This window comes from Halobacillus sp. Marseille-Q1614 (assembly GCF_902809865.1).
GTDB lineage: Bacteria > Bacillota > Bacilli > Bacillales > Halobacillaceae > Halobacillus_A.
The window spans coordinates 1,540,234-1,554,860 of sequence record NZ_CADDWH010000001.1 but is presented as its reverse complement, the minus strand read 5'-3'; the positions used below and the strand labels follow the sequence as shown (position 1 = coordinate 1,554,860).

Annotated in this window: 12 protein-coding genes; 7 read left to right on the top strand and 5 right to left on the bottom strand. The window is 41.7% G+C overall.

The window, feature by feature from the left end:
* The first annotated feature begins 233 nt into the window (after positions 1–233).
* Positions 234–1,955: a pyruvate oxidase gene (locus tag HUS26_RS07810; RefSeq protein WP_173916620.1), complete on the top strand. Its 1,722-nt coding sequence runs from the start codon at positions 234–236 to the stop codon at positions 1,953–1,955.
* 49 nt (positions 1,956–2,004) lie between these two features.
* On the opposite strand, the gene rnjA is transcribed toward HUS26_RS07810, so the two are convergent.
* Together rnjA and HUS26_RS07800 are read right to left on the bottom strand one after the other, a co-directional pair.
* Entirely contained in the window at positions 2,005–3,672 is a 1,668-nt protein-coding gene (rnjA, locus tag HUS26_RS07805) for a ribonuclease J1 (RefSeq protein WP_173916619.1), read from the bottom strand.
* A 3-nt stretch (positions 3,673–3,675) separates the two neighbouring features.
* Positions 3,676–3,885: a DNA-dependent RNA polymerase subunit epsilon gene (locus HUS26_RS07800; RefSeq protein ID WP_173916618.1), complete on the bottom strand. Its 210-nt coding sequence runs from the start codon at positions 3,883–3,885 to the stop codon at positions 3,676–3,678.
* Positions 3,886–4,305: 420 nt separating this feature from the next.
* Between HUS26_RS07800 and HUS26_RS07795 the strand changes: the two genes are divergently transcribed.
* The gene (locus tag HUS26_RS07795) at positions 4,306–5,079 is read left to right on the top strand and encodes a Cof-type HAD-IIB family hydrolase (RefSeq protein WP_173916617.1); all 774 of its coding nucleotides are present in this window, start codon (positions 4,306–4,308) and stop codon (positions 5,077–5,079) included.
* A 152-nt stretch (positions 5,080–5,231) separates the two neighbouring features.
* Here the strand turns inward: HUS26_RS07795 and def are convergent, their stop codons facing one another.
* On the bottom strand, positions 5,232–5,786 hold the full coding sequence (gene def / locus HUS26_RS07790; protein ID WP_173916616.1) for a peptide deformylase: 555 nt from the start codon (positions 5,784–5,786) through the stop codon (positions 5,232–5,234).
* A gap of 174 nt (positions 5,787–5,960) precedes the next feature.
* Between def and HUS26_RS07785 the strand changes: the two genes are divergently transcribed.
* The 5 genes from HUS26_RS07785 to lpdA all read left to right on the top strand — a co-directional run bounded on the left by HUS26_RS07785 (position 5,961) and on the right by lpdA (position 11,842).
* Positions 5,961–6,614 carry a YkyA family protein gene (locus HUS26_RS07785; protein WP_254434149.1) on the top strand — a complete coding sequence of 218 codons (654 nt, stop codon included), beginning with the start codon at positions 5,961–5,963 and terminating at the stop codon, positions 6,612–6,614.
* Positions 6,615–7,060: 446 nt separating this feature from the next.
* Positions 7,061–8,104 carry a pyruvate dehydrogenase (acetyl-transferring) E1 component subunit alpha gene (pdhA, locus tag HUS26_RS07780; protein ID WP_173918780.1) on the top strand — a complete coding sequence of 348 codons (1,044 nt, stop codon included), beginning with the start codon at positions 7,061–7,063 and terminating at the stop codon, positions 8,102–8,104.
* 3 nt (positions 8,105–8,107) lie between these two features.
* The gene (locus tag HUS26_RS07775) at positions 8,108–9,085 is read left to right on the top strand and encodes an alpha-ketoacid dehydrogenase subunit beta (RefSeq protein ID WP_173916615.1); all 978 of its coding nucleotides are present in this window, start codon (positions 8,108–8,110) and stop codon (positions 9,083–9,085) included.
* Between the two features lie 27 nt (positions 9,086–9,112).
* A complete protein-coding gene (locus HUS26_RS07770) occupies positions 9,113–10,429 on the top strand; it encodes a dihydrolipoamide acetyltransferase family protein (RefSeq protein WP_173916614.1) in 1,317 nt (438 codons plus the stop codon).
* 3 nt (positions 10,430–10,432) lie between these two features.
* Entirely contained in the window at positions 10,433–11,842 is a 1,410-nt protein-coding gene (lpdA, locus tag HUS26_RS07765) for a dihydrolipoyl dehydrogenase (protein ID WP_173916613.1), read from the top strand.
* A 35-nt stretch (positions 11,843–11,877) separates the two neighbouring features.
* On the opposite strand, the gene HUS26_RS07760 is transcribed toward lpdA, so the two are convergent.
* Positions 11,878–12,273: a hypothetical protein gene (locus HUS26_RS07760; RefSeq protein ID WP_173916612.1), complete on the bottom strand. Its 396-nt coding sequence runs from the start codon at positions 12,271–12,273 to the stop codon at positions 11,878–11,880.
* A 441-nt stretch (positions 12,274–12,714) separates the two neighbouring features.
* A complete protein-coding gene (locus tag HUS26_RS07755; RefSeq protein ID WP_173916611.1) occupies positions 12,715–14,241 on the bottom strand; it encodes a BCCT family transporter in 1,527 nt (508 codons plus the stop codon).
* Positions 14,242–14,627: the final 386 nt, after the last annotated feature.

Here is a 14,627-nt window from a genome sequence, read left to right as displayed (position 1 = left end):
GAAGGCCACCTTCCTCCGGCCGTTTTGCTTATGCGTTTCGTGTCTACCAGGGCACTTTTAGCCTTTGTTCTAAACGATTATCAGCAGAAACCTCACTAAGTCTTTGCTTGTTCTGTCAAATAACATCGTCTTTTAATAATAAAGAATGCTTGGTAATAGGAAGGTTTAGAGCGGCTTGTTTAAGGAAATTAATTGAGGAAGTGATATTTTTAGAAATGAGAGGGTGGACGTCATTGAGTGATAAAAGAACAGGTCAAATCTTAATCGATTTACTTATAAATTGGGGAGTAGATCATGTCTACGGCCTTCCGGGTGATTCTGTTAATGAATTGGTAGAAGATTTAAGAAAAAGACAGGAAGAGATTAGATTTGTGCAGGTCAGGCACGAAGAGACTGGAGCCTTGGCGGCTTCTTCCTACGCGAAGCTGACAGGAAATTTAGGTGTCTGCCTTTCTATAGCAGGACCTGGCGGTATTCACCTTTTAAACGGGCTGTACGACGCAAAAGCTGACAGTGCCCCCGTATTAGCCATTGTCGGACAAGTGGATAGTGAACTGGTAGGCACCGGAGCTTTTCAGGAAATAAACTTAGAAAAAATGTTTGATGATGTGGCAGTGTATTGCAAGAGAGCCCAGACAGAGGAGCAGCTGCCTGACTTGCTAAACCAGGCGATCAGAGAAGCTTACGCTCAAAAAGGTGTTTCTGTATTGGTTGTGCCCGACGATCTGTTCAGTAAGATCAATAACAATCAAGTGAAACTGAGATCAGGTGACTACTATGAGCCGGGAATACAGCCCAAAAATGCCCATATAGAAGAAGCCGCCGAGCTTTTGGAACAGGCGGAGAAGCCATTAATTCTAGCCGGCCAGGGAGCTGTTAACGCGAGGGAAGAGCTTATCTCTTTTGCAGAAAAAATGAAATCTCCCATTATCCTCAGCCTGCTCGGTAAAGGAATACTGCCAGACCACCATCCTTACGTTCTAGGGCAGACAGGACAGCTTGGGACAAAGCCGGCTTATCACGCGATGAAGGAATGCGATCTGCTTATCTTAATCGGCACTCAGTTTCCTTACCGTGATTTTCTCCCTGATAATGTTAAAGCGATTCAGATTGACAATAAACCGGCCCATTTAGGCAAGTACTATCCTATAAATATCGGACTTGCCGGCGACGCAAAAGAAACGTTAATTGAATTGACACAAAAAGTTACAAGGCCTCATTCCGATGAGTTTCTAGCCAAGTATCAGGAGAAGATGAAAAGATGGAGCATCGCGCTTCAGGAAGAAAAGAGATCAACTGAGGATCCCCTGCGCGCGCCTCAAGTCTTATATCATTTAGAAAAAGTCATGGAGCCGAAAGCGATCATTTCTGCAGATGTCGGAAATAACACGGTATGGGTCTCCCGCTATTTACCTTTAGTCGATCAGAAGTTTATTATTTCCGGCTGGCTGGCAACGATGGGCAGTGGACTGCCGGGTGCGATCGCAAGCCAGATTGCATATCCCGACCGCCAAGTCATTGGAATCAGCGGAGATGGCGGATTTTCCATGGTCATGCAGGACTTTTCGACAGCGGTTAAGTATAAATTGCCGATAAAAATGATTGTGCTTAACAATAGTAAAATTGGATTGATCAAATATGAACAGGCTCAGATGGGGCACCTTGAATATGAAACGGAGCTTGGCGGTATGGATTTTGCCGAATTTGCCGAATCGTGCGGAGGAGAAGGATATCGAATACAGTCCTATGATGAATTAAGTACAAAAATGAAACAGGCGTTTCTATCTGATAAGCCGGCGATTATCGATGTCGTAGTCGAAGATCAAGCTCCGCTGCCGGGACACATTGACTATCAATCTGCGGCGAATTACTCGAAGTATATTATTAAAAATTTCTTTGAACATGGCGACCTAGATCTCCCTGACATGAAGGAATCGATCAAACGATTATGGTAGAAAAATAAAAAAATCTCGCTCGATCATCGAGCGAGATTTTTTCTATTTATCACACTTCCATAATGATTGGAAGGATCATTGGGCGGCGCTTCGTCTTTTCAAATAAGAACGGAGCAATCGTATCCGTAATTTCATTTTTAATTTCAGACCACTGGGTCGTCTTGCGCTGCATTACTTTATCAACGTGGGAGCTGACAAGCTTCTGAGCTTCTTTAATTAAGTCTTCAGATTCTCTCATGTAAACAAATCCTCTGGAAATAATGTCTGGTCCTGAAGCAATCTTAAATTCTTTCATATTAATGCTTACGACAACAATAACGAGACCTTCTTCAGACAGGATACGTCGGTCTCTTAATACGATATTTCCTATATCGCCAATACCGCTTCCATCGACGTAAACAGATCCAGAAGGAACTTTACCTGCAATCATCGCTTCATCTTTGCCTAATGCGAGCACATCACCGTTATCCATAACGAAACAGTTTTCCGGATCAAGGCCGCAGTCTTCACTTAAGTTCACATGTTCTTTTAACATGCGGTACTCTCCGTGAATCGGCATGAAATATTTCGGCTGAATCAGGCGAAGCATTAATTTCATTTCTTCCTGGCTGCCGTGTCCGGAAGTATGAATATCGTTTAACGGTCCGTGAATGACTTCAGCACCGGCACGGTACAGCTTATTAATTGTACGGCTGACACTAATCGTGTTACCAGGGATTGGGGAAGAGGAAAACACGACTGTATCTTTTGGCTGAATTTGAATCTGACGGTGGGTGCCGTTAGCGATTCTTGATAAGGCCGCCATCGGTTCACCTTGAGAACCTGTACATAAAATCGTTACTTCGTGGGCAGGAAGACGGTTAATCTGATTCGCTTCGATAAACGTATCTTTAGGAGCTTTAATATAGCCTAATTCCTGTCCGATACGGATAGAAGACTCCATGCTTCTGCCAAACACCGCGACTTTACGATTGAATTTTACGGCTGATTCAACGACTTGCTGTAAACGGTAAATGTTAGATGCAAATGTCGCGAAAATCAAGCGGCCGTCCACTCGTGAAAAGATATCATTAATGCTTTGGCCGACTACACGTTCAGACTTTGTAAAGCCTGGCACTTCACTATTAGTACTGTCAGACAATAGTGCAAGAACGCCTTCTTTTCCAATTTCCGCCATGCGCGCAATGTTCGCTGGTTCTCCAACAGGGGTGAAATCGAATTTAAAGTCACCTGTATGAACGACGTTTCCAGGTGGTGTTTTAACAACGATTCCAAAAGAATCAGGGATACTATGCGTTGTACGGAAGAAAGAAACCGATGTTTTGCGGAATTTAATCACATCGTCTTCGTCAAAAGTATGCATTTTTGTATTACGCAATAAACCATGTTCATCAAGCTTATTACGAATAAGTCCGGCAGCTAGCTTACCGGCATAGATCGGAATATTGATCTCTCGAAGCAGGTAGGGAATACCGCCGATGTGATCTTCGTGGCCGTGTGTAATAAAGAGGCCTTTAATTTTGTCTACATTTTGAACTAAATAAGTGTAGTCAGGAATGACATAGTCAATTCCTAATAATTCGTCTTCTGGAAATTTAATCCCAGCATCAATGAGGATAATTTCATCTTGGAATTGAACGGCGTATGTGTTTTTACCAATTTCACCGAGTCCGCCTAGTGCGAAGACGGCCGTTTGGTCATTTTTAACAAACTTCATACGTTAAACGTTCTCCACTTGAAAATCTTCATTTTGTTTTTCGTATTCTAAGTGTTCCTCATTTAACACCTGAATATATTCAATATTGATATTCTTTTCTACTAATTTAGTTCGTACTTCTTGCTCGGATTCTGCTTCTACGTACAAAGCTTTTGTACGTTCACGTACAGGAACTTCTTGTGCAAGCTCCTGATACAAAACCTTAAAAACCATTCATCAATCTCTCCTTACTAGATATAAATTCCATTTTTCATTACTGACAATAGTATGACTTAGTTTTTGTTTAAATTGCAAAGGTGAAATAGTCATTTTCCGCTAAATGACAATACTTTTCAAGCATAGCTTCTACGTTCCATGATTTTTTTCCAACGTTTTCTAAGCTTCCTTCTTAGACGCTTCATCATGCGCATCCATCTCCTTTCACCGATGAAGAAAGACACTAAAAACGTTAAACCGCCCAATCCCTGTTATCTATAGTATAATACGGATTGTGCCAGAAAGAAACAATTAGCTATTATCAATTTATATTATCTTTCGTAAAACTTCTCAAATATATCCACTCGTGCTACAGTATATCCAAAGTTAGATGCAGCCAAATAGAGAATGGATAATTTTTTGACTGGGGGAATAAAAATGACAGAAAAAATAGCATTTTTTGATATTGATGGAACGTTGTTAAACCACCGGAAAAAGCTGCCGGCATCAACGATACAAGCGGTTAAGGAACTCCAAAAAAACGGGGTATATTGTGCAATTGCAACAGGGAGAGCTCCCTTTATGTATGAAGACATCAGGGAGACTCTTGGAATCGATTCCTATGTAAGTTTTAACGGTCAATATGTCGTTTTTGAAGGTGAAGTAATTTATAAAAATCCTCTGCCATCTTCAGAACTTGAGCGTCTTTATGAGGATGCTAAGTCTAACGAGCATCCAATGGTTTTTATGAATCATGAGGGAATGAGAGCGACAGAACAGGACCATTCGTTCGTTCGTGAAGCACTTGGGTCGTTAAACTTTGATTATCCGCAAGTGCACAAAGAATTTTATAAGGAAAATGAGCTTTATCAGTCACTTGTCTTCTGTGAAGGAAATGAAATTGATCATTATCGTGATGAACATAAAGCATTTGATTACATCCGCTGGCACGAATTCTCCTGTGATGTACTTCCAACCGGAGGCTCAAAAGCAAGAGGCATTCAAAAGATGATCGATGCTGCCGGACTTGATATAAGCAACACTTATGCATTTGGCGACGGCCTTAACGATATAGAAATGATCCGCGAAGTCGGAACCGGTGTTGCCATGGGAAATGCGGTAGATGCGACCAAACAAGTCAGTGACTATGTCACAACAGATGTCGACGAAGATGGGCTCGTAAAAGCGATTCATGAGTTGAAATTATTATAAATAACATTGGAACTGCGTCTCCACCAAAGGTACAGAGAATAAAGCGTTTTAACCAAATGAGTGGAGAAGCAGAAACGTGGTAGCTGGTACCAAATCCGCTTCCACCTTTCCAGGTATTAAAAGAGGACTGCTTATCAGTAAGCAGTCCTCTTTTAGCGGTCGACAGGCTTTGCGCCTTCAGGCTCTTTAAATGGATCAGCCTGATCAATGTGATCATAAAACATAATCCCGTGTAAATGATCGATTTCATGCTGAAACACAATCGCCGCATAGTCTTTGAGTCTAAGCTTCAATTCATTTCCTTCTAGATCTGTACCTTTCACCGTAATCCTGCGGTACCTCGGTACATAGCCCGGAACTTCGCGATCTACAGACAAACAGCCTTCTCCTGTAGAAAGGTACGTTTTTTCCACAGAGTGGCTGACGATTCTTGGGTTAAAGATGCCGTAGCTGTATAATTTGTCATTTAGATCAGCAAAATGAACCGCCATCATTTTTTTATTCACGTTAATCTGCGGTGCAGCTAATCCTACACCCGGGCGAAGTCCATAGCGGTCACAAACTTGTTCGTCCTGGCTGTTTTTTAAATATTGAAGCATTTCTTCAAGTGTTTCTTTATCTTCATTCGATGGGGGCAGGTCTACTTCTTCTGTAACTTTCCGAAGAGCAGGGTGGCCTTCTCGTACAATATCATCCATCGTAATCATGTTCCACATCCTTTCTTTAAGCACATTCCCAATTATTTTAACATAGATGATCTCTCATTTGAGCGAGGAATTCAACGGTGAAAACTTCCTTTTCATTTATATGCATTTGGTATAGTATGGAATATAGGATTTTTTACATAATGGGGTAGGAACCACACAAGAGGAGGAAGAACGTTGCGTTATTTAAAATTGCTGACGTTGCTTATGGCAGCGCCTTTTTTATTGGTAGCTTGTTCCGGGGAGCCGAAAGAGCAGATGTATGATTCTTTAGAAGAAGCAGTGAAACAGGAAGAGACCTTCCGTGAACAGCAGAAGCCGCTGCAGGAATTAGAGGCAGAAGAAGAAGAAATCTATAATCAAATCGTCGAACTGACTTCTGAGGAAACAGAGGAAATTAATAAATTATCTGAAGAAGCTCTTTCTATTGTAAATGAAAGAAGTAAACTTCTAGAGAAAGAGAAAGAAAGCATTGAAGCAGCAAAAGAAGAGTTTGATAAAGCGGAGGGTGCAGCGGAAGATCTTGAATCAGATGCAGCAAAAGAGGCAGCGGATAAGCTTATTGAGAAAATGGATCAGCGATATAAGGCTTATCAGGAACTGTATGACCATTACCAGACGGCCTTAAGCCTCGATAAAGAACTATATGAAATGCTTCAAAATGAAGATCTTACAAAAGATGACCTGCAGGCTAAAGTAGATGAAATCAATGAAAGCTACAGTGCCGTAATTGAGGCGAATGAACAGTTCAATCAGTATACAACGGAATACAATGATTTGAAGAAAGGTTTTTATGAAGCCGCTGAGTTAGACGTAAGTTATGAAGAATAAAGATTGAATGCCAGCCGATTTAAGGCTGGTTTTTTTATTTGCAACAGTATTAAAAAAAACGTAAGATTAATACAGGTGCTAAAAACGATTAGTACAGAAGACCGAAAAACTAAACAATTGGAATGCTGTTTCCAGTTCCAAACAGTAAGATTATGGCTAAAGAATTATTTTAATTATTGATTTATTGACGCCTATTGCAGATTAAGCTAAACTACAAGAGGAAAATATATTGTATCAATTAACTTCAGGTTGAAATTATAACAGTTTCCGTTAGTTTCCCTTTATGATTAATAAAGAATCACAGAGGGTAAATCCTATAGGAGTAAATCGGTACAGTTTTTTTGCATTTTTGGGAAGGCTAAATTCAGCATCCAATTTCAAAAGTAGAAAGGAAGAGGTGGATTACTTTGAAACGAGTTCTCGAGAATATCGAAAATCAGTTTGAAATGTTTCAAATCCTTAATGAAAAAGGCGAAATCGTAAATGAAGACGCCATGCCTGATCTTTCAGATGAAGATCTAAAAGAAATTATGAAGAGAATGGTTTATACAAGAATTTTAGACCAGCGTTCTATAGCGTTAAATAGACAAGGTCGTCTTGGTTTCTATGCTCCTACAGCAGGACAGGAAGCTTCACAGCTTGGAAGCCAGTTTGCATTAGAAAAGGCTGACTTTATCTTGCCTGGTTATCGTGATGTTCCTCAGCTTATCTGGCACGGACTTCCATTAACTAAAGCCTTCCTATTCTCCCGCGGACACTTCCAAGGAAACCAAATGCCTGAAGGAGTAAACGCAGTAAGCCCTCAAATTATCATCGGTGCACAAATTACACAGGCTGCCGGTGTAGGACTTGGATTTAAAAAGCGTAAAGAAGATGCAATTGCTATTACTTACACTGGTGACGGCGGTGCCTCCCAGGGAGACTTCTATGAAGGTTTAAACTTTGCTGGAGCGTTCGGTGCTCAAACAGTATTCGTTGTACAAAACAACCGTTTCGCGATTTCCGTACCTGTGGAAAAGCAGTCAGCAGCTCAGACGATTGCTCAAAAAGCAGTAGCGGCAGGTATTGAAGGAATTCAAGTAGACGGTATGGACGTTCTTGCTGTTTATGCGGCTACAAAAGAAGCCCGCAAGCGTGCTGTAGACGGAGAAGGTCCTACCCTTATTGAAACTCTGACATACCGTTATGGACCACACACTATGGCAGGGGATGACCCGACTCGCTACCGTACAGAAGATATGGACAGCGACTGGGAGAAGAAAGACCCGATCGTTCGTTTCCGTACTTTCCTTGAATCTAAAGATCTATGGTCTGAAGAGGAAGAAAATGAGGTTATCGAACAGGCGAAAGCTGACGTTAAAGCTGCGATTAAAGAAGCAGACAATACTCCAAAACAAAAAGTAACGGATTTAATGGAGAATATGTACGAAGAGCTTCCTTCAAACTTGCAGGAGCAATATGAAGAATACAAGGAAAAGGAGTCGAAGTAGATCATGGCACAAATGACAATGATTCAAGCCATCACTGACGCGATGCGCACAGAACTAAAAAATGATGAAAACGTGCTCGTTTTTGGTGAAGATGTTGGCCAAAACGGCGGCGTATTCCGCGCGACAGAAGGTCTTCAAGATGAATTCGGCGAAGAGCGCGTGTTTGACACTCCTCTAGCTGAATCAGGAATTGGCGGTATCTCTATCGGTCTTGCACTAACTGGATTCCGTCCGGTACCTGAAATTCAATTCTTTGGATTCGTATACGAAACTATGGATGCGATCAGCGGTCAAATGGCACGTTACCGTTACCGTTCAGGTAATACTCAAAGCATGCCGATCACTGTACGTTCCCCGTTCGGCGGCGGTGTACACACGCCGGAACTTCACGCAGACAGCTTAGAAGGTCTTATGGCTCAGCAGCCTGGTTTAAAAGTAGTTATTCCATCTAACCCTTATGATGCAAAAGGACTTTTAATCCAGTCTATCCGTGATAACGATCCGGTTATCTTCCTTGAGCACATGAAGCTTTACCGTTCATTCCGTGAAGAAGTACCGGAAGAGGAATATACAATCGAGCTTGGAAAAGCTGAAGTTAAAAAAGAAGGTACAGATGTTACACTTATCGCTTATGGAGCCATGGTGCACTCTTGCCTTAAAGCGGCAGAAGAGCTTGAAAACGATGGAGTAAGTGCAGAAGTAATTGATCTGCGTACTGTAGCTCCAGTTGATTATGAAACTATTCTTAAATCAGTTGAAAAAACTAACCGTGCCGTAGTGGTTCAGGAAGCTCAGAAGCAGGCTGGTATTGCTTCAAACGTAGTTTCTGAAATTCAGGAAAAAGCAATCCTTCACTTAGAAGCTCCTGTATTACGCGTATCAGCTCCAGATACAGTTTATGCGTTCACTCAAGCTGAAGAAGTATGGCTTCCAAACCACAATGACATTGTGGAAAAAGTAAACAAAGTAATGAACTTTTAATCATCTCTAAAATAGGAGGGAATAACCGTGGCGTTTGAATTTAAATTACCTGATATCGGTGAAGGTATCCACGAAGGTGAAATCGCAAAGTGGTTTGTAAAAAAAGGTGACGAAGTAAAAGAAGACGATGTGCTTTGTGAAGTACAGAACGATAAAGCCGTTGTTGAGATCCCTTCCCAAGTAGATGGAACGGTTAAAGAGATCCACGTAGATGAAGGTGAAACGACAACTGTAGGAACTGTTATCATCACTATCGATGACGGATCTGAAGATTCTTCTGATGCTTCTGAAGAAGAACCTAAGGAAGAGCCTAAAGAAGAAGCTAAAGATGAAGCTAAAGAAGAGGCTCCTAAAGAGGATGCAAAATCAGATCAGCCGGCAGCTGGTGCAGATGAGGATATCGACGAGGACAAGCGCGTCATAGCTATGCCATCTGTAAGAAAATATGCTCGTGATAACGATGTAGACATCCGCCGCGTGCAAGGCTCCGGTAAAAATGGCCGTGTGCTTAAAGAAGACGTGGACAGCTTCCTAAGCGGAGATCAGAAAGAAGCGGCTCAAGATCAGCAGGGTGAAGCGAAATCTGAAGAGAAAACAGAAGAAGCTGCACAAGAGCAGCAGGCTCCTGCTGCCGGAGAAGCTTATCCTGAAACTCGTGAGAAGATGAGCGGAATCCGTAAGGCGATCGCTAAAGCCATGGTTAATTCTAAACATACCGCTCCTCATGTTACACTAATGGATGAAGTGGATGTTACAGAACTTGTTGCACACCGTAAGAAGTTTAAAGCTGTGGCAGCTGAGCAGGATATTAAGCTGACTTATCTTCCATATGTAGTGAAGGCTCTAGTTTCCACACTTAAGAAATATCCTGTATTAAATACTTCATTAGACGACAATACAGATGAAATTATCCAAAAACACTACTATAATATTGGTATTGCAGCTGATACAGATAAAGGTCTTCTTGTACCAGTTGTTAAAGATGCCGATCGTAAATCTATCTTCTCTATCTCCAGTGAAGTTAACGAGCTTGCAGTTAAAGCACGTGACGGCAAACTGGGATCAGATGAGATGAAAGGTGCATCTACTACGATCACGAATATTGGTTCTGCCGGCGGACAATGGTTCACACCGGTAATAAACCATCCGGAAGTAGCTATCCTGGGTATCGGCCGAATCGCAGAAAAACCAGTTGTTCGTGACGGAGAAGTAGTAGTAGCTCCAGTGCTTGCGATTTCCTTAAGCTTTGACCATAGAATGATTGACGGTGCAACAGCTCAGCATGCAATGAACAACATCAAGCGTTTACTGAACGATCCACAACTAATTATGATGGAGGCGTAAAGTATGGTAGTAGGAGATTTTCCAATTGAGTTAGACACATTAGTAGTGGGAGCAGGACCTGGCGGCTATGTTGCTGCCATCCGTGCTGCTCAGACTGGCCAAAAAGTAACGATCGTCGACAAAGGAAACTTGGGCGGCGTCTGCTTAAACGTCGGCTGTGTACCATCTAAAGCCCTTATTCAGGCGGGACACCGTTTTGAACATGCTAAAGGTGCAGAAGATATGGGTATCCAATCTGAGAAGACAACTGTTGACTTCTCTAAAGTACAAGAATGGAAGAGCGGCGTTGTTAAGAAGCTTACCGGCGGTGTTGAAGGCTTGTTGAAAGGCAATAAAGTAGACATCGTAAAAGGTGAAGTTTACTTTGTAGACAAAAATACAGTTCGTGTTATGGATGATAAGAACTCTCAAACATACACGTTCAAAAATTGTATCATCGCTACAGGTTCTCGTCCGATTGAAATTCCTGACTTCAAATTCTCTGATCGCGTAATAGATTCTACAGGTGCTTTATCTTTAGAAGAAGTGCCTAAGAAGATGGTGGTTATCGGAGGAGGATATATCGGAACTGAGCTTGGAACAGCTTATGCCAACTTTGATACGGAAGTTACTATCCTTGAAGGTACTAAAGATATTCTTGGCGGATTTGAGAAGCAAATGTCTTCTCTAGTGAAGCGCCGTCTGAAGAAAAAAGGCGTAGACGTTGTGACAAATGCAATGGCTAAAGGTGTAGAAGAAACAAAAGACGGTGTAACAGTTAAGTATGAGGTGAAAGGCGAAGAAAAGACAATTGATGCTGATTACGTACTAGTTACAGTCGGCCGTCGTCCAAACACGGATGAAATTGGTCTTGAAGAGCTTGGTATTGAAATGAGCGACAAAGGAATCATTAAAACAGACAAACAGTGCCGCACAAGCGTAGAAAACATCTATGCCATTGGTGACATTGTAGATGGACCTCCACTAGCTCACAAAGCTTCTTACGAAGGTAAAATTGCTGCAGAAGTCATTGCAGGTGAAAATGCTGAGATTGATTATCTTGGTATCCCTGCGGTTGTCTTCTCAGATCCTGAGTTAGCTTCTGTCGGATATACAGAGCAGGAAGCTAAAGATGCCGGTTATGATGTACAGGCTTCCAAATTCCCGTTCGGTGCTAATGGACGTGCCCTGTCTCTAAATGACAGCGATGGATTCCTGAAGCTGATCACGCGTAAAGACGACGGATTAGTGATTGGTGCTCAAATCGCCGGCCCTAACGCCAGCGATATGATCGCTGAGCTTGGCTTAGCTATTGAGTCTGGTATGACTGCAGAAGATTTAGCACTTACCATTCATGCCCACCCTACACTAGGGGAGATCACAATGGAAGCTGCTGAAGTAGCTATGGGTCAGCCGATTCACATCGTTAAATAAAATAATGCATTGAAAAACTCCTAAGCGAATTTCGCTTAGGAGTTTTTATTTTGAGGAAGGCTCACCGTACGTTCGATGGCATGTAATATGTCTTCTTTATTACTATGCTTCCCGGAAATGATCTCAACAGGCTTTCCGTTCTTTGTTATTACAAGAGCAGGAAGGTCGTCTTTATTTAAGTTAATATCTTTGATGCGTACGGTTGATTCCTTAAATGATAGGGCATCTTCATCTTTCTGTTTCATCTTCCAATTGAGGAGAGCTGCCAAATAGTTATTAGCCTGCTCATGATCTTCGAGATGGTTATATAAATGTATTTTATAATCAGAAGGTTCCGCACTAATAACTTCCACCTTATCATCTTCAATGGAACATCCTGAAATAAGTATAAGGAATAAACTGCTCAACAGTGCATAAAGGGGTTTGATCACATCGGCTCACTCCTTCTCACAAAAGGATTGTACCAAACTTCAAGCGGCACATTCCTGATGTTATGGAAATGTAATCAATATGATAATCATTTGTGTTATGTTTAACCCGTACGTTATAAAGATTTAATAGTATGTAAAAAAGCCTCCCTAATCAGAGACGCTATGAGTTTGGAGTGTATCCGTTCCCTGGAGCAGCCAAAGCGCCGAAAGCACAGGGTTTTGTGATAAAAGTTGTTGTTGTGTTCGTCCCCAGGCGGAGAATGAGAGGAGGTCTTCAGTCGTTCAACTGCTTAATAATCACGACAACGGTACTTTATGCTATTTAGCGGGAAGAGAATACCTTTATACTTCTCGCGATGTACACGGGAACATTCCTGCAAACTAAAACCAGCCTCTGTAAAGAGAGGCTGGTTTTTATGAAGTTCAAAAGGAAGCGGATATTTATTTTTTTAGGCCGACTTTTTTACCTTCCTCCTGGAATGCTTTAAATAAGGAGAAGCATAACAGAATCATAATTAAAGTAAATGGAAATGCGGCGATAATGGCGGCAGTCTGTAAGGCTCCAAGTCCGCCTTGCCATAATAGAATAGCCGCTGCACCTGCTTGAATAAGACCCCAGATAAACTTAACTTTCAATGGAGGATTCAAGCTTCCGTTCGTTGTCTGCATTCCTAAAACGAACGTTGCTGAGTCTGCGGAAGTAATGAAGAATGTACTGATTAACAGCAGGCCGATAATAGTCATTACTCCACCAAGTGGCACGTGCTGCAGCATAGAGAATAAGGCAGCTTCTGCTCCTATTTCACTGACATCCGAATAAATGTCCTGTCCGCCGAAGAACTCTAAGTTTATCGCTGTACCGCCAAAAACTGAGAACCAGAGAGCCCCAAAGATGGTAGGGACTAATAGTACGCCACTAATAAACTCTCGTATCGTACGTCCTTTAGAAACACGCGCAATGAACGTTCCAACAAAAGGAGCCCAGGAAATCCACCATGCCCAATAGAAAATTGTCCAGTCGCCAACCCAAGTATTATCTGTAGCGAATGGAGTCATTCTAAAGCTCATATATGGTAAATCTCTAATATATGAACCAAATGTTGATGTGAAGTAGTCCATAATGAAGTTTGTAGGACCTGCAAAAAGTAAAAAGAACATAAGCAGTAAGGCTAAGACAATATTTATATTACTCAAGTACTTAATTCCTTTATTTAAGCCTGTCATTGCAGAAGTCATAAATAAGATAGTAACAGTAATAATGATGAGAAGCTGTAATGTAAAAGTGTTTTCGATTCCTTCAAAGCTGAAGGAAAGGCCACTGGCGATTTGCAGTGTTCCAAATCCAAGAGAAGTTGCTACACCAAAAATCGTAGCAAACACGGCAATGAAATCGACTAATGTACCAATAGGTCCTTTTACTCTTTCTTCACCCAATAGAGGTGTAAGAGCTGCACTGATCACCCCTGGTGCATTTTTTCTAAACTTAAAGTAAGCAAGAGCAAGAGCCAACACAGCGTAAATCGCCCACGGATGGAACCCCCAGTGGAAGAAGCTGTATTTCATAGCTTCTCTTGCCGCAGCTTCACTTGTAGGCTCCGTTTCAACTCCTGGAGGTGCGTGGAAGTGAGAGATAGGCTCGCCGGCACCCCAGAATACGAGTCCGATACCCATTCCGGCACTAAACAGCATCGCAAACCAAGTAATGTAAGGATACTCAGGTTCATCATCAGGTTTTCCAAGCTTTAACTTACCATATTTAGAAAAGGTTAAATAAATGGCAAAGATAAGAAAACCTGTCGCTGACAGTAAATAGAACCAGCCAAATTTATCCGTTAAGAAACCTTGGACGCTGGCTGTTACATCTGCAAGGTTTCCTCCCTGCACTATAGATTCCGGCAGGACGCCCCATATAATGAAGAGGACGGCAACTGCCACGGAAATGTAAAACACTTTAGTTACGTTCTGCATACCATACATCCTTTCCTGTAATCGTATTTTGTTCTCAATCCATCCCCCTCGTCTCTTGGTACCTCATCTCTCAAATCTAAGTATGATTGAAAACATTCTCTATAAATGTGAGTAGAATATTTATCATGTCTGTACTTATCTTTATTCTTAATACTATTATCTGCACGATCAGCTCAATCATGCGCTTGGATCATCTGGGGGGCTGATCCAGGGCAATTTATCAGCGGTGTAATTAAGGGGATGTGTAAAAATGACCTGAGAAGAATGTACCAATAAATATATTACCCAACTGACTCAGAATGAAACAATGGAATAGTCGAATTCAGAAGATTTTCCTCGAATTCGTTTCAACCATGATCAACAAATGCAGGATTATAACCCTCGAA

Coding starts and splice junctions, on each gene's coding strand:
- rnjA (WP_173916619.1), bottom strand. CDS start 3,672: ATGAAGTTTGTTAAAAATGACCAAACGGCCGTCTTCGCACTAGGCGGA.
- pdhA (WP_173918780.1), top strand. CDS start 7,061: ATGTTTCAAATCCTTAATGAAAAAGGCGAAATCGTAAATGAAGACGCC.
- HUS26_RS07800 (WP_173916618.1), bottom strand. CDS start 3,885: ATGGTTTTTAAGGTTTTGTATCAGGAGCTTGCACAAGAAGTTCCTGTA.
- HUS26_RS07775 (WP_173916615.1), top strand. CDS start 8,108: ATGGCACAAATGACAATGATTCAAGCCATCACTGACGCGATGCGCACA.
- lpdA (WP_173916613.1), top strand. CDS start 10,433: ATGGTAGTAGGAGATTTTCCAATTGAGTTAGACACATTAGTAGTGGGA.
- def (WP_173916616.1), bottom strand. CDS start 5,786: ATGATTACGATGGATGATATTGTACGAGAAGGCCACCCTGCTCTTCGG.
- HUS26_RS07755 (WP_173916611.1), bottom strand. CDS start 14,241: ATGCAGAACGTAACTAAAGTGTTTTACATTTCCGTGGCAGTTGCCGTC.
- HUS26_RS07795 (WP_173916617.1), top strand. CDS start 4,306: ATGACAGAAAAAATAGCATTTTTTGATATTGATGGAACGTTGTTAAAC.